Raw genomic sequence first — 24,557 nt, 5'->3', positions numbered from 1 at the left:
TCGAACAAAACCATCACCCTCGAAAGGCCTTACACCGATACGGACTGAACTATGGGACGAATTCGCCGGGCTGGTCAGCGCAAGCCCGCGGTTGCTGGCCACGGTCACCGCCCATGACACGGACTGCACCAGCAGCCTGACCACCTACGACGGGGCGCAAATGCGGGCCATTGGTGTGCGGGGGGGGCACTATTCCGTACAACGTTTGGATTAGGGGGGGGGGGGGACTGCGCCGAACCTGCCAGCAAGTGAGGTTCAGATTTAGGCCTAGACGTTTACGCTGGGCAGCCTCACCGATTAGGATGCATGGCATCCGCATCATGGTGAGAAAGATGTCAATAGGATGGGTGAATGTCAACGGTGGGCGAGCTGCAGCCCGAGGTCTTCAAGAGCACGCTCTAACGAGACTGGGCCGATACGTAGTGCTCGCTGGAAAAAATGGCAGCGGAAAGTCCAGGATTCTTCAATATGTGCAAGAGGTAGCTGCTGATGCTGCTGTGCATCGCCCGCGTATTGATCAGATCAGAGCTGAGGTAAAGCACTATGAAGGACTGGTCGCGGCCTCGCACGCTTGGAATGGATTGCCTGACTATTCGGGTCATTTGGCTACGTTAAAGTCGAATGTTGAAGCCGTTGAAGCTTTGGATTTTGATGGCTCGAATAATCGGGTCATACGGTTCGTGCCGACGGCGGGTGATTTTCACGATCCCGACCATATGACAACCGGTACTAGGCGGTCGTCAGCTAGTAACCTGACGAATGTTGATGCGGGTGGTTGGAATCAAGTCGTTCTCGCGTACATCGTGGAGGTGCAGAATCGTTGGTACGAAACGAGTCATCAGTCCTCTTCGGCGCCGATTTCCGAAAAGCTCGCTGCGGAAATTAGTTATTTTGCACTGCGTGACGCGGTGGAAGGTTTTTTTGAAACGAGATTGGACAGGGACCCGACGGGGTCCGCGACTCTTTTTGATAAGGCTATCGCAGCTGCTAGCCTTTCATCTGGTCAGAAAATCGCTCTTCAGCTGATCACGGCTCTGCATGCCCAAGCATCCAGCCTCGGGTCCGCTATATTAATAATGGATGAGCCCGAGAATCACCTTCATCCCGCAGCTGTGGTTCAACTGCTTCGGAGAATTGAGGAGATTGCTCCCGATGTTCAAATATGGATTGCCACACACTCAGTACCCTTGCTTTCCTACGTGAATTCAAAGCATCCCTCGGCAATATGGGCGGTCACCCATGGGAAGGCGGAGTTCGCTGGCAAGCGCCCTGCTGAAGTTATCAAAGGCCTTTTGGGTGATGACGAGAGCATTGGGCACTTAGTCTCTTTCATGAGCTTGCCTCATCACCTGGCTGCGAACAACTATGCGTATCAGTGCTTACTTCCGCCGGCAACATTGATGACAGCATCAGACGATCCGCAGCTTGGTCAGATAAGAACTGCTCTCGATGAACTTAGAGGGGCTGGATCTCTAAATGTTGTCGACTATGGAGCGGGCAAAGGGCGTTTGATCCATGCGCTGAGATCTGGCGGGCACGATGGGGAGGGAGCATTCGAGTACGTCGCCTATGACCCGTTTGCCTGCGATCAGGAGCAGTGCAAGCAGGCAATTTGTGAAGTGTACGGGACATCGGACGCGCGCTACTTTAATGATGTCGAGGATCTGCTTGCTTCGAGGATGCCGGGTTGGGCCGATTGTGTGGTAATGACCAATGTGCTCCATGAAGTTCCGGTAGCACAATGGGTCCTCCTGTTTGGTCCCGGCGGTCTATTGCGGAGGGTGCTCAAGGAAGACGGGTATTTGCTTATCGTGGAGGATCAGAGGATTCCAGTCGGAGAAATGGCTCATCAACATGGTTTCCTGCTGATGAATACTAATGAGTTGGTAACCTTCTTCGCTGTAAACGCATCCGATCGTCAATCTGGCGCGTTTGTTTCCATTGCGGATAGAGGAGGGCGACTTACAGCGCACTTGGTTCGCCGCGATTTGTTCGCTCGTGTGACTAATGAATCTAGAAAAGAATCTATATTGGCAATTCGTCAGCTTGCCGCAACTAAGATCCGAGCCTTGAGGAGTGCCGACAAAACATATGATAACGGTCTGCTGCACGCCCTTTGGACGCAGCAAATGGCTAACGCATCATTGGCGTTGGAGGATTTCTACGGACTGTAGCAATTCTGCAAAACTGGGTGGCTCAAGCGAGCGTGAATCGAGCTATTTAACCAATCTTGCGACTGTGAATCTGTAGAAATTTCAATTTCAGCAACTGACGCGTGGTAGCTGCTGAACGGGCGTGGTGAAGTTGGGGGACAGCATGTGTTGGCGCATCCTCCACTCCGGCTTTTCCTTCCAGCCTGAGAGCCGAAGCCTGCGACCCCTCGGCCGATCTTTTGATTGATCTGATCCAAGGTAGTCATCAATTTTGGGTCGCCAGCAACAGCCGGTGCGAACAGGTCTTGCTGAATATCCTCCGGCCTGGCTAGATCCAAGAGTGCCACGCCTGCTTTTTTTTACGCTATGCCGCCGTCTAGTATGCCGTGTAGCAGCCGGCAGACCGTGCCTAGCACTAGTGTGGTGTCGGCAGTAGCGGCGGGCAGCGCTACTGTGCGGCTGGAGTTGTGCTGGGGGAGCTCAGGCCGGAACGTGTCTGAGGTGGCGAACACCCACAGTCCGGAGGCGGCCAGTCCGCGCGCGTAGCTTCTCACAGTCCCGGATGGCAAAGGTAGCCAGAGCTTGAGCTACAGCCTCGTGGTCGTGCACACGGTCGGCGAACGTCCGGCTTACCATAGTCTGCTGCCGGTCCAGCTCTATTTCCTCCAAGGACATGCAGGGATGTCCCTGTAGCTCGCGCTGCGTACGCGCCAAAGTCACCCCGAACTTGGCCAAGATGTCGTCTGGCGGGGCATCGCGCAGCGCCGCGGCAGTCGGATGCCTATCGCCATCAGTTTCGGTGCCAGTCGGCGGCCTACACCCCGCAGATCCTCTACCGGAAAGGCCGAAAGTAGAGCCTCGCGCGTGCTGGAGCTTCCTAGGTCAATGACGCCATCCCTGGATTTCGCAGCCTTGTTTGCCAGCTTGGCCAAGGTCTTGGTGGGACCGATGCCAATGCAGTTGGGAATGCCGGTCCAGCGGTGAACACACGGGCGCAGTTCTCGCGGGAAGGCCTCGCGGTCGCACATGCCGGTCAGATCGATGAAGCTCTCATCGATGCTGTAGACCTCGACCTTGGGGGCGGCGTCGCACAGTACCGACACCACCCGGGCGCACATATCCCCGTAGAGCCCGAAGTTGGCTGAACGCATCTGGAGGCCATTCCGGCGCACCAGGTGCTTCAGCTCGCGGGCCGGCTGGCCATCTTCACTCCCATGGCTTTTGCCTCAGCAGAGCGCGCGATCGCGCAGCCGTCATTGTTGCTCAGCACCACCAACGGCACTCCCCGCAGGGTCAGTTGAAACACCCGTTCACAGCTGGCGTAGAAGTTGTTGCCGTCAACGAGTCCGACCATGGGCGCGCCTGCGCTGGATCTGCCGGACAACGCCCACCGCCGCGACCACTTCAACCTCCGTGCCTTGGTCCAAGACGATAGGCGGGAACGCCGGGTTGGCCGAATGCAGCCCGAGGTGGTGCTCGAACGTCTTGAGCACCTTGCATGAGGGTTGGTTGCCATCCCACACCGCGATCACCAGGTCACCGGCTTGGGGGCTGACCGACCGGTCGACCACCAGAGTGTCGCCGTCACTGACCGTTGTTGGTAACAGATCAAGGGCTTGCACAGCGATGTGCGGGCCCTTTTTCGTTGTGCGCGCCCATGTCGAAGCGGACACGTTCGCGGGCAATGGCATGAACGAAGGAAGGGCGCGACGTCTCGCGTCCGATGCGGTGCACAGCAGCGCAACCTGTTGCGCGGCGTGAGGCTTTGCCATCGCACGTTTCAGCACTTACCATAGGCCCACTCGTACTACCGCGGCTGCTGAACCCGGTACTCACGAGAAAACGACCATGGAAATGGAAAGAAACCGCGCCTGGCGCCGTTCGCAGGCCCGCAAGTGCGGCGGCGACCGCATTGCGCATGTCATGAAGTTCAAGCCCGAAAAGAACTGGAAGCTGCTGTATACCCGCCCGTGCAAGCTGATGCGTGCACGCCAGTTGGGCATCCACTATCCGATCCTCAGCACGCGCCAGTTGCTGGACCGGCAATGACCAACCTGCTGTTTGTCTGCAGCCGCAACCAGTTGCGCAGCCCTACCGGTGAAGCCGTCTGGCAGCCGCGTGCGGGATTCACGGCACGCTCGGCGGGCACCAGCCCGCATGCACGCAGACCGATCGGCCCAGCGGATATCCGCTGGGCCGATGTCATCTTCGTGATGGAGCCAAAGCACCAGCATCGGTTGCAGGCGACGTATGCGCGCCTGCTGGCTTACAAGCGGCTGCACTGCCTGGATATTCCCGATGACTACCGCTACATGGACCCGGCCCTGGTGGCGTTGCTCGACGACCGGGTGGCGCGGTATCTGGCCGGCGACGTTGCAGCGCGTTGATCCAGCGATAGCACGCGGTCAGTGGTTGCCAGCACCCGGCTCCGGGTCGCTGTAGGTAAACCCGACCACGCACTCGCGCAAGGCATCGATCTCGCCCGTGCCGCTCTCGACCAACCCACCGCCCAACGCCTGCAGCCAGTAGCCGTCGGCCGCCAGCCGCGCCACACGCAACCGGGGTGCACCACGTTCCTCAGGCACCTGGGCCAGGCGGTCATCCAGCCAGTGTCGCCACAGCGCGGCGAACGCCGGTTCCACCAACGCACTCAGCGAGAAGCGTGCCCAGTTGGCGTCCTCGGCATGCATCGCCTCGAAGGTGGCGCGGACGTAGGCGCGGGTGAAGCGACCGTGCGGCACCGGGTCCGTCGCGACAAGCACATCCAGCGCATCCCCGAAGCGTGCCAGGCACTCGGCATACGCCGCTTCCAGCAGGTCCTGGCGGTTGGCGAAGTGATGGAACAGGGCGCCCTTGCTGACCCCGGCGCGTGCGGCCACCGAGAGCACCGTGACATTGCCCACCCCGTGCACCCTGGCTTCCTGCACCGCCGCATCAAGCAGCGCGGCGCGCACCAGCGCCGGCTGCCGGCGTCGTCGGGTGGCGTCCATCAATGTGCCGCCGCTTTGGAGAACGCGTTGATCATGACCACCCCGCCGACGATCATCGCCACCCCGGTGATGGCCTGCCAATCCAGGCTCTGCTTGAACACTGTCACGCTGATGATCAGGGTGAGCACGACGCCCACGCCGCCCCAGATCGCATAGGCGATGCCCAGCGGCAGCGCCTTCAGCGCATGGCTGAGCAGGTAGAAGGACACCACGTAGCACAGCGCCATGGTCAGCGTGGGGCCCAGTTTGGTGAACTGGGCGGTTTTCTGCAGCAGCAGGGTGCCAGTGACTTCGGCAACGATCGCGCCGGACAGGAACAGATACGCGGTGAGCAGGGTGGACATGGATTCTTCCAGATTGGATACCGACCGGGCGGTATGTTACTTGCCGGGACCGTGAACGGAATCTGACTGACATCCGCCAAAGCCACCTCGGGGCGCGAGCCGCACCGCGCTGCTGCCGCGCGGCGCGGAGTGGGTTTGCGGCTACCATGGCGCATGAACCCCACCCCCGGTAACCCGAGCGCCCCACGGCTGCTCGGTTTTGACGTGCCTGGCCTGCAGGCCACGGTCGACCATGCGGAAGACGAGGCCATCGTCGCCATGCTCGACGTGGCCCCCTCGGTCCGCTGGCTGCAGGTCTTCCATCGCCGCGTCGATGCCTTGAAGGGCGAACTGGGGCTGGCGGGCGTGCAGATGGACGGCCGCACCATCCGCTTCTACGGGTCCGTGGCCGACAGCCGACGCCTGGCCAATGAGATTGCCGGGTTGATCAAGGACATCGCGCAGGAACTGTGCAGCCCGCCGTGACAGCGGCGGTACGGCCCGGTGCCGGCGTCAGCGCGCCAGCAGCGGCAGCGGTCGGTCCACCACCACCTCTTTCATCACCAGCGTCGAGGTCAGCCGCTGCACGCCGGGTAGCGCGGACAGGTGCTCGTCGTAGAGCAGGCGGAAGGCGGGCAGGTCGCGGGTGACCACATGCAGCAGGTAGTCCGGGTCGCCGAACAGGCGCTGCGCCTGCAGCACCTGCGGTACCTCGGCCACGGCCTGCTCGAAGGCTTCCACCGCGCGCCGGTCGCCGTCGCGCAGGGTGATGAACACCAGGGTCGAGAACTTCAGTCCCAACGCGGCGGGGTCGAGCTCGGCGCGGTAGCCCCGGATCGCGCCCGATTGTTCCAGCGCCCGCACGCGACGGTGGCACGGCGAGATGCTCAGGCCGATACGTTCGGCCAGCTCGGTGACGGTGAGCCGCCCATCTTTCTGCAGCTCGGCAAGAATTCGGCGGTCGGTGTCGTCCATGCGCAAGAGTTTCCTCCTGCAGCGTGCTGCATGGCAAGTAATTGGAAGCACATTCCAGTGATGCGGGAATATTCTTCTGTCTGGCCAGCAGATCGCGGCACGACCGCACGTGACCCCATGCAACCCACTACCGTGGCCGCCTTCTGGGCGGTGTCGATCCTCCTGGTGCTCACCCCGGGCGCGGACTGGGCGCACGTGATCGCGGCGGGGTTGCGCGGGCGGGTGGTGGTGCCGGCGGTGGCCGGGCTGCTGTGCGGTCATCTGCTGATGATCGCGCTGGTAGCGGCCGGCGTTGGCGCGGTGCTGGCCCGCTTCCCGGTGGCGCTGCACGCGCTCACCCTGGCCGGCGCGCTGTACCTGCTTTGGCTGGGCGTGGCATTGCTGCGCAACCCGCCTGCGCCCGAAACGGGCGGCACGCATGCGGCGTCGGGCTGGCGTCACTGGGCGGTGCGCGGCGCCTGCGTGAGCGGGCTGAATCCCAAGGTGATGCTGCTGTTCCTGGCGCTGCTGCCGCAGTTCATTTCGGCCGGCGCGCACTGGGCGATGCCCGTGCAGATCCTGGCGCTGGGCCTGGTGCATATCGCCAGTTGCGCGCTGGTGTACCTGGCCATCGGCTTCGGTGCCGGCGCGCTGCTGCGTAGCCGACCACGTGCGGCGCGCATGGTCGGCCGCATTTCCGGTGCGGCAATGGTGATCATCGCCGTGCTGTTGCTGTGCCGAAGCACTACGATCTGATCCCCCTCATGAAACAAGGACATGCCATGACCGAACAGCTTCATCCGTACGCGACCTCCCCCAGCCCATTGGCGCAGGCAAAGCGCGTGCGCATTCCGCACCTGCAGGAGATGAAGGCACGCGGCGAGAAGTGGGCCATGCTCACTGCCTACGACATGTACACCGCGGCGATCTTCGAAGACGCCGGCATTCCGGTGCTGCTGATCGGCGATTCGGCGTCCAACAACGTGCTGGGCAATGACAGCCTGCTGCCGATCACCGTGGATGAGCTGATGCCGCTGGTGCGCGCGGTAAGCCGCTGCACGCGGCGCCCCCTGGTGATCGCCGACCTGCCGTTTGGCTCCTACCAGGCGTCACCGGAGCAGTGCTTCCACACGGCGGTGCGCTTCATGAAGGAAGGCGGGGCGCACGCGGTCAAGCTGGAAGGCGGGATCGAGATGGTGCCGCAGGTGCGCAAGCTGGTCAGCTCGGGCATTCCGGTGATGGCGCATATCGGGTTCACGCCGCAGTCGGAGCATCAGCTGGGTGGGTTCCGCGTCCAGGGTCGTGGCGACAATGGCCCGGTGCTGGTGGAAGCGGCGCGCGCGCTGGAAGCGGCCGGCGCGTTCGCGGTGTTGATCGAGATGGTGCCTGCCGATGTGGCGGCGCAGATCACCGCCGCGGTACCGGTGCCCACGGTGGGTATCGGCGCGGGCAGCGACTGCGATGCGCAGGTGCTGGTCTGGCAGGACATGGCCGGGCTGCGCACGGGGCAGCTGCCGCGCTTCGTCAAGCAGTACGCCGACATGCATGGCCTGCTGCACAGGGCGGCCAGTGAGTTCGCCGCGGATGTGGAAGCAGGGGTCTTCCCGGGGCCGGAACACGCGTTCCAGTCGTAACCGGCCAGGGCAGGGTGGTGCGCGTCCGGTGGCCGTCCTAGCCGATGGCGCGCAGCACTTCTTCGATCAAAACCACATAACAGGCCACGAAGTAGAACTTCAGCAGGGCCGGATGTTGCTTGGTGATAAGCGCGCGCATGGGCGTGACGGGGCTGGTTGGACGCCCTGATTGTGACGGAGGTGTGAATTTGTGGCAATGATCACAAATTAAATCCGCTTAGCTAGATGAGGGAAGCTGAGGGCGGCGCATGAATAATCATCCAACTAGTTGATTATTTGGATATTTTTCATGCATATGCAGGTCTGGCGCGTACCGCGATCGCCAGGCCAACACCCTCCCAACGGTCCCCAGCGGGGCCCCAAGCGCTCAGCGCCGGTCCATCCACATGCCCAGCAGGCGACGCAGCACGACCGCCGCCACCGTCACCGGCACCCCGATGGGCCATTGCAGCAGGAACAGCCCGGCCGTGATCTCCCACGTGGTCCAGGTGGTGCCGAACACCTGTGCGTCGGGCGGCCCCAGCCGGATGACCACGAGCGTGGCCACGGCGAAGGCCAGGTCCTGCCAGCGCGAGGGGCGTCGTGCGCCCGCACGCCTGCAGAGCATCAGCACGGGAATCACCACCAGGCTGGCCAGCAGCGCGTGGATCCACACGTCGCCGCGCGTGTAGTCGTAGGGAATCGACGGCCAGGCCCATCCGAACCGTTCTGTCTGGAGCTGGGCGGTGAGCACGCACGCAAAGGTGATCGAGGCGGCCAGCAGCACCCCGAGATCGAGGCATGCATGCAGCAGGGTGCGTCGGGGATCGGATGCGGCTGCGGCAGGAGAATGGGACATGGCGGTACGGCACGACGTGGTGCGCAATCTCAGCAGATTCCGCCGGGTTTGTCGCTGTCGGCTGCGACTCACCTGCAGGCGTCGCGTAGAGTGAAGCGTTCGCACAGAACACGAAGGAGGCAGGATGGTCAGGACACTGCTGGAGACCGATCGGGAGGAGGCCAGTGCAGTGTGCATGCGCGCGTTTCTCACCGCAGTGGCGCCTTCGCTGTCATCGACCGGCGTGGAAACCTTCGGGACGATCGCGGCCGCGGATGGCTTCGCGCAGCGCTCGGGGCCGGACAGCCTGCAGGTGGTGTACGACGATGCCGGCGTGATCAAGGGCGTGGCCGAACTGAAAGAGCGTCGCCACGTGGCGATGCTGTTCGTCGATCCGGCGTGCCAGCGGCAAGGCGTGGGTGAGGCATTGCTGGCCGCCGTGATGGCACAGGCGCGCAGCGAGGTGGTCACGGTGAATGCGTCGCTGTCGTCGGTGGCGTTCTACCAGCGCCACGGCTTTGCCTGCAGTGCCGAGGTGGGTGAGTCGGCCGGGCTGATTTATCAGCCTATGACGCGCAGCGTGTCCCACGCAGCGGAGGCCACGTTCGCGGCGCGCTGATCGCTGCGGCGCAGACTTCACGCCGTTCGCGCGTGTCGTTCACGAAGGGCGGACAGCGGCATCGCTACGTTGGAGGCCTGTCAGTCATCCCGGTTTGCGGGTAAGGATCATCATGATCAAGTGGGCCATCATCTTCGCCGTCATCGGCCTCATTGCCGGTGCACTCGGCTTCGCCGGCATCGGCGGCGCTGCGATCGGCGTGGCGAAATTCCTGTTCTGGGCCGGCATCATCATCGCCGTGGTGCTGTTCGTGCTCGGCATGACCATCGCCAAGAAGGTCACCTGACCGCAGGGCAGGATCGGATTGAAATGCAAACGCCTGCGCAGTGATGCGCAGGCGTTCTTGTTTGGGCGGTGCGCCGCCGGCATGCGATGGAACGTCCGGGTGTCACAAGGATGCGTTCAGTTGCACGGGTGGCCACATGCGGTGCGTGTCTGTGTGCGTTGGCACGGATCGCGCGCAGCCACCCGTGGGGTGGCTCTACCCTGAGCGAGCAGTTGCATTGGCGCGGGCCTTACTGGAAGAAGAACGACACGCCCAGGCCGGCCTGCAGGTCCGGGCTTCTGTTGTCCAGGCCGACGTCGAACGAGGCATCCAGCTGTACGGTGCGGGCCACCATCCAGGTGACGCCGGCCCCGGCGATGGCGGTGGAGGCTTCGCCTTCGGTGTGGGTGAAACCGGCTTCCAGATAGCTGCTCACGGTGTCGGTCAACGCCACGCTGATGCTCGGTGACCAGGTGAATTCGTCCGCGCCGGCGCCGCGGATGGCGTTGCCATACAACGCCGCGCTCCAACGATCATTGAGGGTGTATTCGTAGCTGGCGCCGAGCGCGTACTGGGTGCCGCCTTCACTGAAATCGCGCGCGCCGGTGGCGAAGGTGGTGCTGGCCAGCAGCGCCCAGGCATGGTTGTCCGAGGCGCTGGGCAGGGCGATCTTGACGGCAACGCCGCTGTCGCCGCCGCCGTTGCTGCTGCTGGCAGAGCTGTTCCGCGGCCTTACCTGCAGGTGGTTGAACGGCGTACTGAAGGCCTGCAGTTCAACATGCTCGGTCAGACCGATACGCAGGTTGAGATCGCTGCTGTATTCGGTGGAGCGGGTACCGTCGCCATCGCGATCGCGCTCCAGGCTCGGCAGGCCCCACTCCAGCGCGACGCTGCCGCGCGGCAAGGTGCTCGGCGAGAAGCCGATACCGGGGCGGTCAAAGGCTGGCGTGTCATCGTCGTCCTGGGCCAGGGCAGGGGAGGCGATCAACAACAGGGCAAGGGCAACAGGCAGGCGCATCGTGCAATCTCCGGGCTGCGGTGCAGCATCGGCAGAGTGTGCCGCAAGCCTCCGTGATGAGTCAGTACCCGCCGTAGCAATCAGCCGTCGGCGCGGGTCAGTGCCAGCAGCCCCTCCAGCAGGCGGTCGGCGCGGGGGCGGCCGTCGGCATCGATCGGGTTGGCCAGCGACTGCAGCCAGAAACCGTGCGCCGCACGCCGCGCGGCAGTGAGTCGGTGGTCGCTGCCTTCGCCGGGATGCAGCAGCAGCTGGCCCTGTATCCAGCGCTTGAGTGCCTGCGCGATTTCCGGATCGGGGCGGCCGCGTGGCGCGCCGGGACCGGGGTCGCTGGGCGCCAGGCACGCACGGAAGATCGCGGTGACGTACGCGCGCGAGAACCGCCCATGTGCCACCGGGTCGTCGGCGATCAGGGCCTGCACGGCGCGGTCGAAGTCGACCAGGGCCTGGGCCAGCAACGGGTCTTCGCCACCCTCGTGGGCGCTCAACATCGGAAAGGGACGGCTCATGCGGGCTCCGGGAGCAGGGTCGGAAAAGCGGGGCGGATCCGGCTCAGTGCGGTGCGCGTGCCTGCGGCAGGCGCGGTGCGGCCGCGCCGGGTTCCAGCAGCAGGGCGTTCAACAGCGCGATCACCCGCTCGCCCTGGCCATCGCAGGCCAGTTCGAAGGTGGTCTGCCCGCCGAGCGAGGGCAGCGGCGTATGCAGGATCCAGTCCAGCACCGCGCTGCGGTCCGGTTCGATACGCAGGGCCACATCGGCAACACGACGGACGATTCCCTGGCGCATGATCAGAATCCGTAACTGAGCGAAAGTGCGGCCGAGTCCATATGGTCGCCGGTGGTCATCGGGCTGTCCTTGACCGCATCGGACAGCCGCGTGCGGCGCAGCGATGCCGTGGCGGTCCAGTGCGGCCCCAACGGCATCACTGCGGTCAGGTCGGCGTAGGGCGACACCCCGCTGCCGGCGCGGTAGCGCGCCAGGCCACTGCGGCGTGCTTCGTCGTCGCTGACCCCGAAGTAGTAATCGTTGAGCCCCTTCCCGGCGTAGTTCATGCCAACACCCGGCACCAGCGTTACCCGGCCCATGGGCAGCGGGTAGGCGTACTTGGCATCGGCGGCGATGCCGCCACCGTGGCCGCTGACTTCGGCCTGCACGTTGCCCTGCAGCAGGCCCCACGGCGCGGTATGCCGCACCGCCACCCCGGCCATCGCCGAGAAGCCGCGGTTGGACAGCTGCCGCAGCTGCGGGTCGTGGCTGTCCTTGCGCTTGAAACGCATCATGTACGGCGAGGCCATCAGGGATACTTCGGTGCTGTCGCTGTCCAGCAGCTTGTAGCCGAAGCTGCCGCCGCGGAAGTGGAACTTCCTGCCTTCGTAGCTGATGATCGGCGCGCCCACGGTGTCGGTCTTGTAGCCGGTATAGGGCGACTTCAGTGCAACCACGGCCACGCCGAGGCTGCTGCGCGGCTTGGCGCCAGGCGCCTGCGCAAACGCGCTGCCGGCCACCAGCCATGCCGCGGTCGCCACCAGTACGGCGGCGATGCCCGGGCACAGCGACCGCCGGGTGGTTTCATGACCAACAAGCCCGCAGGTGCCTGCCGGGGGGGAATCTTCCTTGCAACGCTCGCGCATGTACCTGCCACACTGGGAATGCCAAGCGGCCATGGTGCCGTGCCTACATTGTCGGAACGTTGCGCCGGGCCGCGCGGTACCATCGGCAGCCGTCGCCCCCTGTGCCCACCCCCATGCGCATCCTGCTGCTTGAAGATGATCCGGAACTGGCCAATGCCATCCAGGCCAGCCTGGGCCGGCATGGCATGGTGGTGGACGTGGTGGTCAGCATGGCCCAGGCCGGCGAGGCGCTCAAAGCCGGCGTGCACCAGATCCTGCTGCTGGATCGGCAGCTGCCCGACGGCGACGGGGCCAATTTCGTGCGGGTGGCGCGCAGCTTGGTGCCCAACCTGCCGGTGATCATGCTTACTGCGCGCGATTCGGTGGCCGACCGGGTGGTCGGCCTGGACGTCGGCGCCGACGATTACCTGACCAAGCCCTTTGCGGTGGAAGAACTGCTGGCCCGCATCCGCGCGATCTCGCGGCGGCCGTCGCAGATCGCCTTGCCGGTGCTGTTGCTGGGGCGGCTGCAGTTTGATTTCGTCGCGCGCGAGGCCAGCGTCGACGGTGTGCTGCTGGCGCTGCCGCGCCGGCAGCTGCTGGTGCTGGAAGCACTGGCGGTGCGGCAAGGGCGTACCGTGGCACGCGCGGCATTGCTGGAGGCGGTGTATGGCTTCGACGATGCGATCCAGTCCAACGCATTGGACGCGCACGTGTCCAAGCTGCGCAAGGCCTTGGCCGAGGCCGATGCGCGGGTCGAGATCCACGTGATGCGCGGCATCGGTTACCTGTTGAAGGACGTCGCATGAAATTCCTCAAACCCGGCTCGCTGTCGTTCAGCCTGGCCTGGAAGATCATCCTGATCCAGGTGACCATGGTGGCGATGGGCCTGGTCGGCATGGTGCTGATGTACGGCGACAGCGGCGCCGGTTACATCGACTGGAAGATGAGCGAGTCGATCGCCAAGTCGATCCGCGTCCAGGGCGATGCACTGCACGTGGACTGGCGCGCCTTGGACCAGGCCGCGCAGGATCGCCCGTCCACGTTCTGGTTCGCCGCCACCGATGAGGACGGCCGCCAGGTCACCCACGGCGCGGTGCCGGAGATGTACCGCCCGCTGGTGGCCCAGCTGCGCTACCTGGAGCCGACCGACGTACGCACCCGCACGCGTGCGGCCGAACTGGCCATGCGCATCTGGGTGAACGACACGCCGGAAGGGCGCGTGCACGTGATGATCGGCGGCATGCCGCACCGCGGGCTGTGGCGGCAGATGCTGGTGGTGATCGGCTACCTGGGGGGCTGGATCACCGTGCCGTTGATCGTGATCACCCTGGTCGTGGCGCCGTGGGCGATCCACCGCTCCCTGCGCGGGGTGAACCGGGTGGCCGCGCAAGCCGCGGCGATCCAGATCAACGAACGTGGTGGTGGCCTGGACACGCACGCCGTGCCGGCCGAGATCTTCCCGCTGGTGGATGCCTTCAACGCGGCGGTGCGCCGCATCGGCGAAAGCTACGACGCGCAGGACCGCTTCCTGGTGGGCGCGGCCCACGAACTGCGCATGCCGATTGCGATCCTGGCCACGCGCATCGCCGACCTGCCGTCTGGCCCGGCGCGTTCGCGCCTGCAGCGCGACCTCGGCCGGCTGAGCAACATCGCCGAGCAGCTGCTCGACCTGCAGCGGCTGGACCATCACCGCAGCCAGTCGCAGCGCGTGGACCTGGCCGCGCTGACCCGCGAAGTGGCCGGCGACGTGGCGCCGCTGGTGCTGGATGCCGGCTACACCTTCGCCGTGGATGCACCGGATGCGCCGGTCTGGGTGCGGGGCGATCCGGATGCGCTGCACCGGGTGGTGGCCAGCCTGTTGCAGAACGCGATTGCCCACGGCGGCGACCACGGCCTGATTGCCGTGGCCCTGCAGCCCGATGGCGTGCTGGCGGTAAGTGACGAAGGCTCCGGCGTGCCGGAACAGGAGCGCCAGGCGATCTTCGAGCCGTTCCACCGGCTGCGCCCGAGCGGCAGCGGCAGCGGGCTTGGCCTGTATCTGGCGCGCGAAATCATGCTGCGCCACGGGGGCAGCATCGCCGCGGAAAGCGCCGCCGGCGGCGGGGCGCGGTTCGTGGTGGCACTGGCGGTGGATCGGCCGGGCATCGTGCAGGGCTGAGGGCGCGTACCCGGACGGTTCACCCCTCCATCACCAGCGGTCCGGTGTGATCGGGCCATTCCGCGTCGGCATGCAACCGGTGTGGCTGCCCATCATTCTGCGGGGAGAAATGCCATGAAGGCGTTTGCGTGCGCGGTGTTGCTTGCGACGGCAGTCGGCGGTGCGGTTGCCCCGGCCAGCGCCTGCACCCGGGTGGTCTATCTTGGCGAACACCAGGACGTCATCACCGCCCGTTCGATGGATTGGCAGAGCGACATCGCCACCAATCTGTGGGTGTTGCCACGTGGCATCGCGCGCAACGGCCAGGCCGGGAAGGATTCGATCCACTGGAAGGCCAGGTATGGCAGCGTGGTAGCCAGTGGGTTCGACATCTCTACCACCGACGGGCTCAACGAAGCGGGACTGTCGGCCAACCTGCTGTGGCTGGTGGAATCGGAGTACCCGGCACAACGCGGGCATAAACCCGGCCTGGCGATCTCGCTGTGGGCGCAGTACATGCTCGACAACTTCGCCACGGTGGCCGAAGCGGTGGCCGCGCTGGAGCGCGAGCCCTACGCGCTGGTCACCGACAACCTGCCGGGCGAATCGCGGCAGGCCACCTTGCACCTTGCTTTGTCCGACGCCAGCGGCGATAGCGCGATCGTGGAATACATCGGCGGCAAGCAGGTGATCCACCATGATCGCGCCTACCAGGTCATGACAAACTCGCCTGTGTTCGACCAGCAGTTGGCGCTCAACACCTATTGGCAGCAGATCGGCGGCACCGTGATGCTGCCCGGTACCAACCGCTCGGCCGACCGTTTCGCGCGGGCGTCGTTCTACATCAACGCCATTCCCAAGAGCGAAGATCCGGTGGTTGCGCTGGCCAGTGTGTTCAGCGTGATCCGCAACGTGTCGGTGCCGTACGGCATCACCACCCCGGGCCAGCCCAATATTTCCTCGACGCGGTGGCGTACCGTGGCCGACCACAAGCGCCGGCTGTATTTCTTCGAATCGGCCCTGACCCCCAACACGTTCTGGGTGGACCTCAACAAGATCAATTTCGCCGTGGGCGCGCAGGTGCTCAAACTGGACCTCGGCCGCGACCAGCGCAACGTGTTCGCCGGCGATGCGCTGGGGCAGTTCCAGCCGTCGGCGCCGTTCGCGTTCCTGGGCACGGGCGACTGATCCAGGGCGCGGGCCGCGTAGGCTGGCGGCCTGCCGCCGCACCCTGCTGGCAGGTGGCATCGGCCGACCCTGCCATCAGGGAAGTGCGCAGCGCACGGTCGGTGACTGCGCAAAATCAGACTAATCCGATATCCCGGCCCGGGGCGCGGGACGTATCGTGCTGCTCGAGGGAGGGATGGCTCGCTTGCCTGTCCCCACGCGGCCAGCGCCCCCATGCGGCGCACCGTACTGCCACTCTGCATGGATGCCCCCGCAGGAGCGATCAGCATGATGATCAAGGTGCAATGCCAGGACCGCCGCTGGCACGTGATCCACCCGACCCGCCCGGACCCGGTCAGCTTCGATGACGGTGCGGTGGCCTTCGACTTCGCCGACACCCTGGCACGCGCACGCCACGCCGAAACCGGCCAGGCCTGCGCGGTGCGGGTGGTGGCGATGGATGCCTTTGTCGACGCGGTGCGCTACGGCTGAGACCCCGCGCCTGCCGCGGGCGTTCAGCCGGTGCGGTCGAGGTTGGCGCTGAGCCGTTGCAGGAAGCTGGTCAGGCGCATGGTTTCGTCCACGCTGAAGTCGGCCAGCATGCGGGTATTGCCTTCGTTGAGGATCTCGCGTGCCTGCGGCAAGCGCTGCAGCGCCAGCGCGGTGAGTTCGATGCGCTGGGCGCGCGGGTGCTGTGGATCCGGCGACCGCCGGATGAGCTGGTCGCGCTCCAACCGTGCCAGGGTCTGCGCCATCGAGGGCTGCTCCACGCGCAGCAGGCGCGCCAGTTCGGCCTGGGTGGTTGCCTTGCCCTGGCGCACGGCTTCGAGCACCGGCAGGCTGGCCATGCCCAGCCCCAGCGGTCGTAGCTGGGTTTCGGCCAGCCGGCTGAGTTCGCGGGACACCTGCTTGATCAGGAACGACGGAACGTTGCTGGGATCGGGCACTGACCGGGTCATGCGTTCACCTGCGAAGCCTTGACATAGGCGCCTATGATACTAATCATAGGGTCCTATGTTAAAGCCGTTGGAGGCGCCGCATGTCCCGTGTTCCCCGTATTGCCATCGTCGGTGGCGGCCCCGCCGGGCTGCTGCTGGCCTGCCGGCTGCAGCAGGCAGGCCGTGCCGTGCAGGTGTATGAAGCCGACGCCGCGCCCGACGCCCGCGCCCAGGGCGGCATGCTCGACCTGCACGCCGAAACCGGGCAAGCCGCGCTGCGCAGCGCCGGGTTGTTCGCGGCCTTCCAGCAGCTGGCGCGCTACGAGGACCAGGGCATGCGCCTGTTCGACGCGCAGGGTCGGCTGCTGCTGGCCGACGATGGCGTGGGCGGCGACCGCCCGGAGATCGACCGCGGCCAGCTGCGCGCGCTGTTGCTGGCGCCGCTGGCCGAGGGTTGCGTGCGCTGGGGGCATGCGCTGACGCAGGCGCGGCGGGTGGCGGACGGTGTCGAGCTGGCGTTCGGCAACGGCGCGGTGGAGCGCGCCGACCTGGTGGTGGGCGCCGATGGTGCGTGGTCGAAGGTACGCCCGCTGTTGACCGACGTGCGTCCGCAGCACGCCGGCATCACCCTGTACGAGCTGTCGCTGCCGGACGTGGACAATGCGCACCCGGCGCTGGCCGCACTGGTTGGGCGCGGCACATTGATTGCCAAAGGCAACGGCGGCACCTTGTTTGCCCAGCGCAATGCGCACTCCCACGTGCGGGTGTACGCCTCGCTGCCGCAGCAGCTGGGCGACGGCGAAGCGGCGCCCCTGTACACCCGCGCCAGCCTGCTGCCGCATTTCCAGGACTGGCACCCGGACCTGCGCCGGCTGATCGCCGACGCGCAGGACAGCGTGCGGCCGTGGCCGATCCATGCATTGCCCGTGGACTATCGGTGGGCGCATTGCGATGCCGTCACCCTGATTGGCGACGCGGCGCACCTGATGCCACCGGCCGGCGAGGGGGCCAACCTGGCCCTGCGCGATGCCGCCGACCTCGCCGACGCGCTGTGCGCCGCCGACTGGCAGGCCGCTGTAACGGCGCACGAGCAGGTGATGTTCGCGCGTGCCGCGGTGTCCGCCACTGGCGCGCACGCGATGCTGGCCATGGACTCGGCCGAGCACGTGCTGCAGATGTTCGATGCAATGTGACCGCGCTGGCGCGGCCTGGTCAGCCGGCCGTCGGGTACCTAAATAGGGCATGAAATCGGGGACTTCCGGCCTATGTCCCGCGTGTTGGGTTTGCCACATCCTGTGCGCCACCACCACACACAGTTTCGAGGCAGGCATGAGGAGCAATGGGATGAAGCACGGAAAGCAGGCGTGGCTGTGGGCACTGCTGCCCGCGATGCTGGCGCTGGGCGCCACGGCCCAGGCGCAGAACTACGACCGCTACCGGGACGAGGGCTACAACAGCGGCCCGGTGCGCTGCGAATCGATCAAGGGCCGCACCCAGCAGTGTCCGTTGCAGGGGCGCGCACGCCTGGTCCGGCAGATTTCCGGTTCGCCGTGCGTGGAAGGCCAGACCTGGGGCCAGGCCCGGGACGGAGTGTGGGTTACCCAGGGCTGCCGCGCCGAGTTCATCGCCGAAGCGGGCCGCGGCGGCCGCTGGAATGGCGGCGGCGGCTGGGGCCACAACAATGGCGGGCGCGGCCAGATCCTGACCTGCGACTCCAATGACCATCGCCGCCAGCGCTGTGTGGCCAATGTGCGCCGCGAGGCGCGGTTGGTACGCCAGACCTCGCGCACGGCCTGCGTGGAAGGGCGCACCTGGGGCTGGGACCGCACCGGCGTGTGGGTGGATGGCGGTTGCCGCGGCGAATTCCAGGTGAATTGAGGTCGTAGCGCTGATTGGACGGGTGAATCAGAAAAATCTGATACAGATCACAGTTCCGATTGGTTACTGTCCGGGGCGGGAAGCCCCGGCTTCATCCGATCCCAGGTCACACCGCACCGTCGTGCGGCGCGTCCTGCCCGATATGCCGACTCATGGAGAGAGCACCGCATGTTGATCCGCCTGCAACTGGAGCACCGCCTGTGGCGCGTGCTGCACCCGGACAAGCTGGAATCGTTCCGTTTCCACGACAGCGCCAAGGCATTCGATTTCGCCGATGCGCTGGCGCGCCTGCACCACGCCGAAACAGGCCGACGCAGTTCGGTGCGGGTGGAGGCCAGCGGGGCCTACGTGGAGGCCGTGCGCTACGGCTGACGCCGGTGGGGCACACCCATGACTGGAAAACAACACGGGCCGCGTCGAGATGACGCGGCCCGTTTGCATTCCGGTAGAGCCGACCGTTGGTCGGCTGCCCCCATCACCCCGCCGCGCTGAGCGGTTGCCCATCGCGGGTCAGCTGCGGCCAGCGCTTCAGCACCGCCGCACGGATACCGGCGGCATCGATCCCGGCTTCGGCCAGCAGGTCTTCGCGGCTGGCGTGGTGCTGGAAGCTGTCGGGCAGGCCCAGGTGCAGGATCGACTTGAGCACGTCCTCGGCATTGAACAGTTCGGCCACGCCCGAGCCGGCGCCACCGGCCACGACGTTGTCTTCGATGGTGACGAAGCCGTCGTGGGTACGCGCCAGCTCCAGCAGCAGGGCGCGGTCGAGCGGCTTGATGAAGCGCATGTTGACCACGCTCAGCCCCAGCTCACGGCCCACCGCTTCGGCGGCCGGCACGGTGCTGCCGAACGCCAGCAGGGCCACGCGGCTGCCCTGTACGCGCAGGTCGGCCTTGCCGATCTCCAGCGTGGACAGATCGGTGCCCGCGTCCACGCCGGTGCCACTGCCGCGCGGGTAGCGCACCGCCGCCGGGCCCGGGAACGCCAGGCCGGTGCTCAGCATCTGCCGGCATTCGGCTTCGTCGGCCGGCGCCATCACCACCATGTGCGGGACGCAGCGCAGGAAGCTCAGGTCGAGGTTGCCGGCATGGGTGGCGCCATCGGGGCCAACGACGCCGGCGCGGTCGATCGCGAACAGCACGTCCAGCTCCTGCACGGCTACGTCGTGCACCAGCTGGTCGTACGCGCGCTGCAGGAAGGTGGAGTAGATCGCCACCACCGGCTTGGCGCCCTGCGTGGCCATGCCCGCCGCCAGCGTCACCGCATGCTGTTCGGCGATGGCCACGTCGAAGTAGCGCTCCGGGTATTCCTTGCTGAAACGGACCAGGCCCGAACCTTCGCGCATTGCCGGGGTGATGCCCACCAGCTTGGGTTCGGCCGCCGCGGCGTCGCACAGCCAGTCGCTGAACACATCGGTGTAGGTCGGCTTCTTGGCGGCGCCCTTGGACACCAGGCCCTTGTCCGGATCGAACGGCCCGACGGCGTGATAGCCGATCTGGTCGCCTTCGGCACGCTCGTAGCCCTTGCCCTTGGTGGTCATCACGTGGAGCAGCTTCAGGCCCTTGAGGCCCTTGAGCGTCTTCAGCGTGGCGACCAGTGCCGGCAGGTCGTGGCCATCGATCGGGCCGGTGTAATGGAAGCCCATCTCTTCGAAGAACGTGGAGGGCACGAACATGCCCTTCCAATGCTCTTCCCAGCGCTTGACGAAGCGCGCGGTGGGGTTGTTCTTCTTGTCGCCCAGGATCTTCTTGCCGCCTTCGCGCAGCGCGTTGAGCGTGCGGCTGCCGGTGGCGCGGCCAAGCATCTTGGTCAGCCCGCCGACGGCCTCGGAGATCGACATGTTGTTGTCGTTGAGGATCACCAGCAGGTTCGGTTCGCTGTCCATGCCACCGGCGTGGTTGAGCGCCTCGTAGGCCATGCCGGCGGTCATCGCGCCGTCGCCGATCACCGCCACCACCTTGCGCTCGTCGCCTTCGAGCTGGCGCGCGATGGCCATGCCGAGCGCGGCCGAGATCGAGGTCGAGGAGTGTCCCACACCGAAGGTGTCGAACTCGCTCTCTTCGCGCTTGGGGAACGGCGCCACGCCGTCCTTCTGCTTGACGGTGTGGATCGCGTCGCGGCGACCGGTGAGGATCTTGTGCGGGTACGTCTGATGGCCCACGTCCCAGACCAGCTGGTCGACCGGGGTCTGGTACAGGTAGTGCAGGGCCACGGTCAGTTCGATCACGCCCAGCCCTGCACCGAAATGGCCGCCGCTCTTGCCGACCGATTCGATCAGGTAGGCACGCAGTTCGTCGGCGATGGCGGGCAGTTCGGATTCATCGAACCTGCGCAGGTCATCCGGAGACTGGATGCGCGACAGGCGGGGATAGCGGGCGGAATCGATCATGTTTATCGCGCTTCTTCTGAGCGCCTATTTTCCCCCCCAAACCGGGGTGGGGCAAGCAAACCGCCTTCGGGGTGACCAAACGGTGACGGTGCCTGCGTCAGTTGGTCGCAGGTCAGGCCGCCAGTTTGGAGCGTTTGGGCAGCTGCGCCTTCAGGAACGCCATCTGGTCGGCCAGGATGTTGCGGTTGGACAGGATCATGTGTTCGATCCAGCTGGGACGGTACGGCACGGCCAGCAGCGGCATGCCGGCCTGCTGCGGGGTGCGGTCGCTTTTGCGCGAGTTGCAGTGGAAACAGGCGCTGACCACGTTCTCCCACACGTCCAGGCCGCCCTTGGAGAGCGGCATGACGTGGTCGCGGGTCAGTTGCGGTCGGTTGAACTGCTGGCCGCAGTACAGGCACAGGTGCGCGTCGCGGGCAAACAGCGCCTGGTTGGACAGGTTCGGGGTGGGGTCCAGCGCACGCGAACGGGCGTGGCCACGTGCGGCGATGATGGGGTGCAGGTCCATGCCGCTCTGTATGCCGGTCAGGCGACTGGTGCCGCCATGGATGTGCAGGCAGGGGTCACCGAGGGTCCAGGCGACGGCATCACGGGCATACAGGCAGGCCGCATCCTGCCAGTTGATCCAGTCCAGTACCCGGCCGTGGGCATCCAGCGACAGCAACCGGACGCTGCCAGGCCGATGCAGCGTGGCGACGGGCGATACTTCGTCGACCGGGGCGGACGAGGCTCCGGTATCGATCAGACCTAGGCGTGTAGTGTCTGTCTCCATCGGGAAAACAGCTTATACCCGAATCGTTACGAATTGGGTATAGGCGCTTGGGCGCCCGTACCCAATTCGTAACGATTCGGTGGGGCATTCCACCTGAACCCCGCGCCGATGGCGCGCCCCCTTCAACAAAAAGGGGGCTTTTCTCCAGACGGGGCGCGGGTCGTGCGAGCAAAGGGCGCGACCTGGCGGGCGCAACCGACCGGTAGCCACCGACCGTTGGTCGGTGGCCCGGTGAACGATCAGCCTTCCCCGAACTGCGCATCCGCCATCGCCATCAGCGGCGCGGCGCCGCTCTGGATCGCAGCGGCGTGGCTGAGCGTGCGCGGCAGCACGCGGGCGAAGTAGAAGCGTGCGGTGTCGCGCTTGGCCTGCTTGAACGCCTCGCCCTGCGCCGAGGCCTCGGCGGCGGCAACGCTGCGTGCCCACCAGTAGGCCAGCACCACGTAACCGGAATAGAACAGGTAATCGAAGCTGGCCGCGCCCAGTTCGTCCGGGTTGCCGGCCGCGCGCTGCAGGGTGGCCATCGTCAGCGCGCCCCACTCCTTGGCCTTCTCGCGCAGCGGACCGATGAACTCGGCGACCGCTGCGTTGCCTTCGTTGGCCTGCGCGAACGCCTCGATCTCGGCCAGCATCAGCTTCAGCCCGGCACCCTGGCTGGACGCGGTCTTGCGCCCGATCAGGTCCAGCGCCTGGATCCCGGTGGTGCCTTCATACAGCGTGGTGATGCGCGCATCGCGGGCCAGCTGTTCCATGCCGTGCTCGCGGATGTAGCCGTGGCCACCGAAGCACTGCAGGGCGTTGTAGGTGTTCTCGATGCCCCATTCGGTCTGGCAGGCCTTGGAGATCGGGGTCAGGAAGCTCACCAGGGTGTCGGCGCGCTCGCGCTCGCCGGCATCGTCGGCGTGGTGGGCCACGTCGACCAGGGTGGCCGCATGCAGGGCCAGCAGGCGGCTGCCTTCGACCAGCGACTTGATGGTCAGCAGCATGCGGCGCACGTCCGGGTGCACCAGGATCGGGTCGGCCGGCTTTTCGGGATGCTTCGGGCCGCTCAGCGAGCGCGACTGCAGGCGTTCGCGGGCGTACTTGAGGGCGTTCTGGTAGGCGCGTTCGGACAAGCCGATGCCCTGCAGGCCAACGCCCAGGCGCGCGGTGTTCATCATGGTGAACATGGCCTGCAGGCCCTTGTGCGGCTGGCCGACCAGATAGCCTTCGGCGCCGTCGAAGTTCATCACGCAGGTGACCGAGCCCTTGATGCCCATCTTGTGTTCGATCGAGCCGCAGCGCAGCGCGTTGCGCGCGCCGACCTTGCCCTCACGGTCCACCTTGAACTTGGGGGTGACGAACAGCGAGATGCCCTTGGCACCGGCCGGGGCGTCGGGCAGCTTGGCCAGCACCAGGTGCACGATGTTGTCGGTAAGGTCGTGCTCGCCGGCGGTAATGAAGATCTTGGTGCCGGTGATGGCGTAGCTGCCATCGGCATTGGGTTCGGCCTTGGTCTTGAGCAGGCCCAGGTCGGTGCCGCAATGCGGTTCGGTCAGGCACATGGTGCCGGTCCAGCGGCCTTCGATCAGCGGCTTCAGGAACGCCTCCTGCTGCCACGCTTCACCGTGCTGCTTGAGTGCTTCGATGGCGCCGTGCGAGAGCAGGGGGAAGTTGCCCCAGGCCAGGTTGGCGGCGTTGATCATTTCATTGAGCGGCACGCCGAGGGTATGCGGCAGGCCCTGGCCGCCCAGTTCCGGCGCGGCGGTGAGGCCGGTCCAGCCGCCGTCGACGAACTGCGCATAGGCCTGCTTGAAGCCGGGCGGGGTGGTGACTTCGCCGCTGGCCTGGTCGAGCACGCAGCCGATTTCGTCACCCACGCTGTTGAGCGGCGCCAGCACGGTGGTGCTGAAGCGGCCGGCTTCCTCGAGGACGGCATCGACCACGTCGGTGGTGGCGTCGGTGAAGCCGAGGCGGGCGAACAGGGGTTCGACCTTGAGCACGTCATGCAGGGCGAAACGGATATCGGAAAGCGGTGCGGTGTAGCTGCTCATCGTCAGGTCTCGATCAGGTGCAAAGGGGGGCGGGCGGTGCGCGGGTCAGCGCAGCACGCCGGGCAGGCCGGGGGCCTGGTTGAGGGTGCTGCGGCTGTCGACATCGAAGCTGCGCTGTTTCTTTTCCTGCGGGGTGGCGCTGACCGTGCCCTTGAGCGAGTAGGCGAGGGTGCGGTTGCCGGCGAGGGCGTCGGCGACGACCAGGCGGGCGCCGGAGGCAGGCTGGAGCTGGAGGGTGATGACGTCGGCGGAGACGCCCCCGATGGACACGGCCGGTTTGGCGGTGAGGGTGCCGGCCTCTTCATCGCCGACCTTGAGCGCCAGGCTGAGGTCGTCGAAGACCATGGGCATGGAGCTGAAATTCTGGAGGCGCAGGGCAACATCCCAACCGCCGTCGGCGCGCACGGTGAGCTGCTGGACGCTGGCACCGGGCGGCGAGACGCGCTTGACCACGCCGCTGTTGCAGGCGGCGAGGGCGAGGGTGCTGCCAGCCACCAGGGCGACAAGCAGGGCGGTACGGAAGCGGTGGTACATGGGCGCAATCCTCGAGCAGGTGCCGCGTGGGTCGAAGCATACTACGGCGTATGGTGGTTGTGCTGGGTTTGGGTTTGGTGGGTGCAAGGGTAGGGGGTTTTTGTTTCGAAGCTGAAGCCAGAGCCGAGGCAAGAGCCGGAGCCAAGGCAAGAGCCGGAGCCAAGGCAAGAGCCGGAGCCGGTGCGTCGGATTGGTGGGGAGGGCGGGCGGGGGGGGGGGGGGGGGGGGGGGGGGGGGGGGCGGGAGGGGGGGGGGGGGGGGGGCGGGGGGCGGGCGCCGACCCCCCCCCCCCCCCCCCCCACAGCCGGCGGGGGGGTATTTTTTATTTA

Annotated in this window: 31 protein-coding genes and 1 pseudogene; 15 read left to right on the top strand and 17 right to left on the bottom strand. The window is 65.9% G+C overall.

Going from position 1 to position 24,557, the window contains the following annotated elements:
- Positions 1 to 422 precede the first annotated feature (422 nt).
- Positions 423 to 2,174 (top strand): AAA family ATPase, encoded by a 1,752-nt coding sequence (locus ABIA71_RS09595; protein WP_354285021.1) that lies wholly within the window; start codon positions 423 to 425, stop codon positions 2,172 to 2,174.
- An 87-nt stretch (positions 2,175 to 2,261) separates the two neighbouring features.
- Here the strand turns inward: ABIA71_RS09595 and ABIA71_RS09590 are convergent, their stop codons facing one another.
- The 4 genes and pseudogenes from ABIA71_RS09590 to ABIA71_RS09575 all read right to left on the bottom strand — a co-directional run bounded on the left by ABIA71_RS09590 (position 2,262) and on the right by ABIA71_RS09575 (position 3,925).
- Positions 2,262 to 2,318 carry a hypothetical protein gene (locus ABIA71_RS09590; RefSeq protein ID WP_502961228.1) on the bottom strand — a complete coding sequence of 19 codons (57 nt, stop codon included), beginning with the start codon at positions 2,316 to 2,318 and terminating at the stop codon, positions 2,262 to 2,264.
- Between the two features lie 315 nt (positions 2,319 to 2,633).
- Positions 2,634 to 2,789, bottom strand: a complete 156-nt coding sequence (locus ABIA71_RS09585) for a DinB/UmuC family translesion DNA polymerase (RefSeq protein WP_354285131.1) — start codon at positions 2,787 to 2,789, stop codon at positions 2,634 to 2,636.
- An 80-nt stretch (positions 2,790 to 2,869) separates the two neighbouring features.
- A pseudogene (locus tag ABIA71_RS09580) lies at positions 2,870 to 3,507 on the bottom strand (Y-family DNA polymerase).
- Positions 3,491 to 3,925: a S24 family peptidase gene (locus ABIA71_RS09575; protein ID WP_354285020.1), complete on the bottom strand. Its 435-nt coding sequence runs from the start codon at positions 3,923 to 3,925 to the stop codon at positions 3,491 to 3,493. The pseudogene ABIA71_RS09580 and the gene ABIA71_RS09575 overlap by 17 nt, the downstream one beginning before the upstream one ends.
- A 76-nt stretch (positions 3,926 to 4,001) precedes the next feature.
- Here ABIA71_RS09575 and ABIA71_RS09570 point away from each other — a divergent pair, with 76 nt between their 5' ends.
- Positions 4,002 to 4,202, top strand: a complete 201-nt coding sequence (locus ABIA71_RS09570) for a hypothetical protein (RefSeq protein WP_128097474.1) — start codon at positions 4,002 to 4,004, stop codon at positions 4,200 to 4,202.
- A complete protein-coding gene (locus tag ABIA71_RS09565; protein WP_128097475.1) occupies positions 4,199 to 4,540 on the top strand; it encodes a low molecular weight protein tyrosine phosphatase family protein in 342 nt (113 codons plus the stop codon). Before ABIA71_RS09570 ends, ABIA71_RS09565 begins: the two co-directional genes overlap by 4 nt.
- An 18-nt stretch (positions 4,541 to 4,558) precedes the next feature.
- Here the strand turns inward: ABIA71_RS09565 and ABIA71_RS09560 are convergent, their stop codons facing one another.
- On the bottom strand, positions 4,559 to 5,143 hold the full coding sequence (locus ABIA71_RS09560) for a TetR/AcrR family transcriptional regulator (RefSeq protein ID WP_354285019.1): 585 nt from the start codon (positions 5,141 to 5,143) through the stop codon (positions 4,559 to 4,561).
- Entirely contained in the window at positions 5,143 to 5,487 is a 345-nt protein-coding gene (locus ABIA71_RS09555; protein WP_354285018.1) for a DMT family transporter, read from the bottom strand. Before ABIA71_RS09555 ends, ABIA71_RS09560 begins: the two co-directional genes overlap by 1 nt.
- Before the next feature lie 153 nt (positions 5,488 to 5,640).
- On the opposite strand from ABIA71_RS09555, the gene ABIA71_RS09550 reads away from it, so the two are divergent.
- Entirely contained in the window at positions 5,641 to 5,952 is a 312-nt protein-coding gene (locus ABIA71_RS09550; protein ID WP_354285017.1) for a hypothetical protein, read from the top strand.
- Between the two features lie 27 nt (positions 5,953 to 5,979).
- On the opposite strand, the gene ABIA71_RS09545 is transcribed toward ABIA71_RS09550, so the two are convergent.
- Positions 5,980 to 6,441 carry an Lrp/AsnC family transcriptional regulator gene (locus tag ABIA71_RS09545; RefSeq protein ID WP_038687299.1) on the bottom strand — a complete coding sequence of 154 codons (462 nt, stop codon included), beginning with the start codon at positions 6,439 to 6,441 and terminating at the stop codon, positions 5,980 to 5,982.
- Positions 6,442 to 6,558: 117 nt separating this feature from the next.
- On the opposite strand from ABIA71_RS09545, the gene ABIA71_RS09540 reads away from it, so the two are divergent.
- On the top strand, positions 6,559 to 7,176 hold the full coding sequence (locus ABIA71_RS09540; RefSeq protein ID WP_354285016.1) for a LysE family translocator: 618 nt from the start codon (positions 6,559 to 6,561) through the stop codon (positions 7,174 to 7,176).
- A 26-nt stretch (positions 7,177 to 7,202) separates the two neighbouring features.
- Positions 7,203 to 8,054 (top strand): 3-methyl-2-oxobutanoate hydroxymethyltransferase, encoded by an 852-nt coding sequence (gene panB, locus ABIA71_RS09535; protein WP_354285015.1) that lies wholly within the window; start codon positions 7,203 to 7,205, stop codon positions 8,052 to 8,054.
- Between the two features lie 367 nt (positions 8,055 to 8,421).
- On the opposite strand, the gene ABIA71_RS09530 is transcribed toward panB, so the two are convergent.
- On the bottom strand, positions 8,422 to 8,892 hold the full coding sequence (locus ABIA71_RS09530) for a hypothetical protein (RefSeq protein ID WP_354285014.1): 471 nt from the start codon (positions 8,890 to 8,892) through the stop codon (positions 8,422 to 8,424).
- A 124-nt stretch (positions 8,893 to 9,016) separates the two neighbouring features.
- On the opposite strand from ABIA71_RS09530, the gene ABIA71_RS09525 reads away from it, so the two are divergent.
- On the top strand, positions 9,017 to 9,490 hold the full coding sequence (locus ABIA71_RS09525) for a GNAT family N-acetyltransferase (protein WP_354285013.1): 474 nt from the start codon (positions 9,017 to 9,019) through the stop codon (positions 9,488 to 9,490).
- Positions 9,491 to 9,602: 112 nt separating this feature from the next.
- Complete coding sequence (locus tag ABIA71_RS09520) at positions 9,603 to 9,776, top strand: DUF1328 domain-containing protein (RefSeq protein WP_038687308.1); 174 nt, start codon at positions 9,603 to 9,605, stop codon at positions 9,774 to 9,776.
- A gap of 229 nt (positions 9,777 to 10,005) precedes the next feature.
- On the opposite strand, the gene ABIA71_RS09515 is transcribed toward ABIA71_RS09520, so the two are convergent.
- The 4 genes from ABIA71_RS09515 to ABIA71_RS09500 all read right to left on the bottom strand — a co-directional run bounded on the left by ABIA71_RS09515 (position 10,006) and on the right by ABIA71_RS09500 (position 12,401).
- Entirely contained in the window at positions 10,006 to 10,773 is a 768-nt protein-coding gene (locus ABIA71_RS09515; protein ID WP_354285012.1) for a transporter, read from the bottom strand.
- A gap of 80 nt (positions 10,774 to 10,853) precedes the next feature.
- Positions 10,854 to 11,279: a hypothetical protein gene (locus ABIA71_RS09510; protein WP_354285011.1), complete on the bottom strand. Its 426-nt coding sequence runs from the start codon at positions 11,277 to 11,279 to the stop codon at positions 10,854 to 10,856.
- Between the two features lie 43 nt (positions 11,280 to 11,322).
- Positions 11,323 to 11,556 carry a hypothetical protein gene (locus tag ABIA71_RS09505; protein ID WP_354285010.1) on the bottom strand — a complete coding sequence of 78 codons (234 nt, stop codon included), beginning with the start codon at positions 11,554 to 11,556 and terminating at the stop codon, positions 11,323 to 11,325.
- Positions 11,557 to 11,558: 2 nt separating this feature from the next.
- Positions 11,559 to 12,401 carry a MipA/OmpV family protein gene (locus ABIA71_RS09500; protein WP_354285009.1) on the bottom strand — a complete coding sequence of 281 codons (843 nt, stop codon included), beginning with the start codon at positions 12,399 to 12,401 and terminating at the stop codon, positions 11,559 to 11,561.
- Between the two features lie 113 nt (positions 12,402 to 12,514).
- Between ABIA71_RS09500 and ABIA71_RS09495 the strand changes: the two genes are divergently transcribed.
- The 4 genes from ABIA71_RS09495 (at position 12,515) to ABIA71_RS09480 (ending at position 16,179) form a co-directional block, all read left to right on the top strand.
- The gene (locus ABIA71_RS09495) at positions 12,515 to 13,189 is read left to right on the top strand and encodes a response regulator transcription factor (protein ID WP_354285008.1); all 675 of its coding nucleotides are present in this window, start codon (positions 12,515 to 12,517) and stop codon (positions 13,187 to 13,189) included.
- Positions 13,186 to 14,541: a sensor histidine kinase gene (locus ABIA71_RS09490; protein ID WP_354285007.1), complete on the top strand. Its 1,356-nt coding sequence runs from the start codon at positions 13,186 to 13,188 to the stop codon at positions 14,539 to 14,541. Before ABIA71_RS09495 ends, ABIA71_RS09490 begins: the two co-directional genes overlap by 4 nt.
- A 114-nt stretch (positions 14,542 to 14,655) precedes the next feature.
- The gene (locus ABIA71_RS09485; protein ID WP_354285006.1) at positions 14,656 to 15,708 is read left to right on the top strand and encodes a linear amide C-N hydrolase; all 1,053 of its coding nucleotides are present in this window, start codon (positions 14,656 to 14,658) and stop codon (positions 15,706 to 15,708) included.
- A gap of 267 nt (positions 15,709 to 15,975) precedes the next feature.
- Entirely contained in the window at positions 15,976 to 16,179 is a 204-nt protein-coding gene (locus ABIA71_RS09480; protein WP_354285005.1) for a hypothetical protein, read from the top strand.
- 23 nt (positions 16,180 to 16,202) lie between these two features.
- Here ABIA71_RS09480 and ABIA71_RS09475 read toward each other — a convergent pair whose 3' ends face one another.
- On the bottom strand, positions 16,203 to 16,646 hold the full coding sequence (locus tag ABIA71_RS09475; protein WP_354285004.1) for a MarR family winged helix-turn-helix transcriptional regulator: 444 nt from the start codon (positions 16,644 to 16,646) through the stop codon (positions 16,203 to 16,205).
- An 80-nt stretch (positions 16,647 to 16,726) separates the two neighbouring features.
- On the opposite strand from ABIA71_RS09475, the gene ABIA71_RS09470 reads away from it, so the two are divergent.
- The 3 genes from ABIA71_RS09470 to ABIA71_RS09460 all read left to right on the top strand — a co-directional run bounded on the left by ABIA71_RS09470 (position 16,727) and on the right by ABIA71_RS09460 (position 18,875).
- Positions 16,727 to 17,818, top strand: a complete 1,092-nt coding sequence (locus ABIA71_RS09470) for an FAD-dependent oxidoreductase (RefSeq protein ID WP_354285003.1) — start codon at positions 16,727 to 16,729, stop codon at positions 17,816 to 17,818.
- A gap of 151 nt (positions 17,819 to 17,969) precedes the next feature.
- Positions 17,970 to 18,503, top strand: a complete 534-nt coding sequence (locus tag ABIA71_RS09465) for a DUF3011 domain-containing protein (RefSeq protein WP_354285002.1) — start codon at positions 17,970 to 17,972, stop codon at positions 18,501 to 18,503.
- Positions 18,504 to 18,671: 168 nt separating this feature from the next.
- Positions 18,672 to 18,875, top strand: coding sequence for a hypothetical protein (locus tag ABIA71_RS09460; RefSeq protein ID WP_038687329.1), 204 nt, complete (start codon positions 18,672 to 18,674; stop codon positions 18,873 to 18,875).
- Between the two features lie 103 nt (positions 18,876 to 18,978).
- Here ABIA71_RS09460 and dxs read toward each other — a convergent pair whose 3' ends face one another.
- The 4 genes from dxs to ABIA71_RS09440 form a co-directional block, all read right to left on the bottom strand.
- Positions 18,979 to 20,889 carry a 1-deoxy-D-xylulose-5-phosphate synthase gene (dxs, locus tag ABIA71_RS09455; RefSeq protein ID WP_354285001.1) on the bottom strand — a complete coding sequence of 637 codons (1,911 nt, stop codon included), beginning with the start codon at positions 20,887 to 20,889 and terminating at the stop codon, positions 18,979 to 18,981.
- A gap of 112 nt (positions 20,890 to 21,001) precedes the next feature.
- Positions 21,002 to 21,661, bottom strand: a complete 660-nt coding sequence (locus ABIA71_RS09450) for an HNH endonuclease (RefSeq protein WP_128096442.1) — start codon at positions 21,659 to 21,661, stop codon at positions 21,002 to 21,004.
- Positions 21,662 to 21,900: 239 nt separating this feature from the next.
- Positions 21,901 to 23,694, bottom strand: a complete 1,794-nt coding sequence (locus tag ABIA71_RS09445; protein WP_354285000.1) for an acyl-CoA dehydrogenase C-terminal domain-containing protein — start codon at positions 23,692 to 23,694, stop codon at positions 21,901 to 21,903.
- Between the two features lie 45 nt (positions 23,695 to 23,739).
- The gene (locus ABIA71_RS09440) at positions 23,740 to 24,228 is read right to left on the bottom strand and encodes an LEA/WHy family protein (protein WP_354284999.1); all 489 of its coding nucleotides are present in this window, start codon (positions 24,226 to 24,228) and stop codon (positions 23,740 to 23,742) included.
- Positions 24,229 to 24,557 lie beyond the last annotated feature (329 nt).

It is taken from the genome of Stenotrophomonas sp. 2619 (assembly GCF_040548725.1).
GTDB classification, from domain to species: domain Bacteria; phylum Pseudomonadota; class Gammaproteobacteria; order Xanthomonadales; family Xanthomonadaceae; genus Stenotrophomonas; species Stenotrophomonas maltophilia_AP.
Note: the sequence above shows the minus strand (reverse complement) of the source record. Positions and strands in the feature narration are given on the sequence as shown.

Bases quoted from the DNA above. Each gene is read 5' to 3' on its own strand.
- ABIA71_RS09540 (WP_354285016.1), top strand. From the start codon at position 6,559: ATGCAACCCACTACCGTGGCCGCCTTCTGGGCGGTGTCGATCCTCCTG.
- ABIA71_RS09505 (WP_354285010.1), bottom strand. From the start codon at position 11,556: ATGCGCCAGGGAATCGTCCGTCGTGTTGCCGATGTGGCCCTGCGTATC.
- ABIA71_RS09520 (WP_038687308.1), top strand. From the start codon at position 9,603: ATGATCAAGTGGGCCATCATCTTCGCCGTCATCGGCCTCATTGCCGGT.
- ABIA71_RS09555 (WP_354285018.1), bottom strand. From the start codon at position 5,487: ATGTCCACCCTGCTCACCGCGTATCTGTTCCTGTCCGGCGCGATCGTT.
- ABIA71_RS09575 (WP_354285020.1), bottom strand. From the start codon at position 3,925: ATGGCAAAGCCTCACGCCGCGCAACAGGTTGCGCTGCTGTGCACCGCA.
- ABIA71_RS09545 (WP_038687299.1), bottom strand. From the start codon at position 6,441: ATGGACGACACCGACCGCCGAATTCTTGCCGAGCTGCAGAAAGATGGG.
- ABIA71_RS09495 (WP_354285008.1), top strand. From the start codon at position 12,515: ATGCGCATCCTGCTGCTTGAAGATGATCCGGAACTGGCCAATGCCATC.
- ABIA71_RS09500 (WP_354285009.1), bottom strand. From the start codon at position 12,401: ATGCGCGAGCGTTGCAAGGAAGATTCCCCCCCGGCAGGCACCTGCGGG.
- ABIA71_RS09445 (WP_354285000.1), bottom strand. From the start codon at position 23,694: ATGAGCAGCTACACCGCACCGCTTTCCGATATCCGTTTCGCCCTGCAT.
- ABIA71_RS09475 (WP_354285004.1), bottom strand. From the start codon at position 16,646: ATGACCCGGTCAGTGCCCGATCCCAGCAACGTTCCGTCGTTCCTGATC.
- ABIA71_RS09510 (WP_354285011.1), bottom strand. From the start codon at position 11,279: ATGAGCCGTCCCTTTCCGATGTTGAGCGCCCACGAGGGTGGCGAAGAC.
- ABIA71_RS09440 (WP_354284999.1), bottom strand. From the start codon at position 24,228: ATGTACCACCGCTTCCGTACCGCCCTGCTTGTCGCCCTGGTGGCTGGC.
- ABIA71_RS09450 (WP_128096442.1), bottom strand. From the start codon at position 21,661: ATGGAGACAGACACTACACGCCTAGGTCTGATCGATACCGGAGCCTCG.
- ABIA71_RS09550 (WP_354285017.1), top strand. From the start codon at position 5,641: ATGAACCCCACCCCCGGTAACCCGAGCGCCCCACGGCTGCTCGGTTTT.
- ABIA71_RS09565 (WP_128097475.1), top strand. From the start codon at position 4,199: ATGACCAACCTGCTGTTTGTCTGCAGCCGCAACCAGTTGCGCAGCCCT.
- ABIA71_RS09570 (WP_128097474.1), top strand. From the start codon at position 4,002: ATGGAAATGGAAAGAAACCGCGCCTGGCGCCGTTCGCAGGCCCGCAAG.
- ABIA71_RS09560 (WP_354285019.1), bottom strand. From the start codon at position 5,143: ATGGACGCCACCCGACGACGCCGGCAGCCGGCGCTGGTGCGCGCCGCG.
- ABIA71_RS09485 (WP_354285006.1), top strand. From the start codon at position 14,656: ATGAAGGCGTTTGCGTGCGCGGTGTTGCTTGCGACGGCAGTCGGCGGT.
- panB (WP_354285015.1), top strand. From the start codon at position 7,203: ATGACCGAACAGCTTCATCCGTACGCGACCTCCCCCAGCCCATTGGCG.
- ABIA71_RS09470 (WP_354285003.1), top strand. From the start codon at position 16,727: ATGTCCCGTGTTCCCCGTATTGCCATCGTCGGTGGCGGCCCCGCCGGG.
- ABIA71_RS09585 (WP_354285131.1), bottom strand. From the start codon at position 2,789: ATGGTAAGCCGGACGTTCGCCGACCGTGTGCACGACCACGAGGCTGTA.
- ABIA71_RS09525 (WP_354285013.1), top strand. From the start codon at position 9,017: ATGGTCAGGACACTGCTGGAGACCGATCGGGAGGAGGCCAGTGCAGTG.
- ABIA71_RS09465 (WP_354285002.1), top strand. From the start codon at position 17,970: ATGAAGCACGGAAAGCAGGCGTGGCTGTGGGCACTGCTGCCCGCGATG.
- dxs (WP_354285001.1), bottom strand. From the start codon at position 20,889: ATGATCGATTCCGCCCGCTATCCCCGCCTGTCGCGCATCCAGTCTCCG.
- ABIA71_RS09490 (WP_354285007.1), top strand. From the start codon at position 13,186: ATGAAATTCCTCAAACCCGGCTCGCTGTCGTTCAGCCTGGCCTGGAAG.
- ABIA71_RS09530 (WP_354285014.1), bottom strand. From the start codon at position 8,892: ATGTCCCATTCTCCTGCCGCAGCCGCATCCGATCCCCGACGCACCCTG.
- ABIA71_RS09460 (WP_038687329.1), top strand. From the start codon at position 18,672: ATGTTGATCCGCCTGCAACTGGAGCACCGCCTGTGGCGCGTGCTGCAC.
- ABIA71_RS09515 (WP_354285012.1), bottom strand. From the start codon at position 10,773: ATGCGCCTGCCTGTTGCCCTTGCCCTGTTGTTGATCGCCTCCCCTGCC.
- ABIA71_RS09480 (WP_354285005.1), top strand. From the start codon at position 15,976: ATGATGATCAAGGTGCAATGCCAGGACCGCCGCTGGCACGTGATCCAC.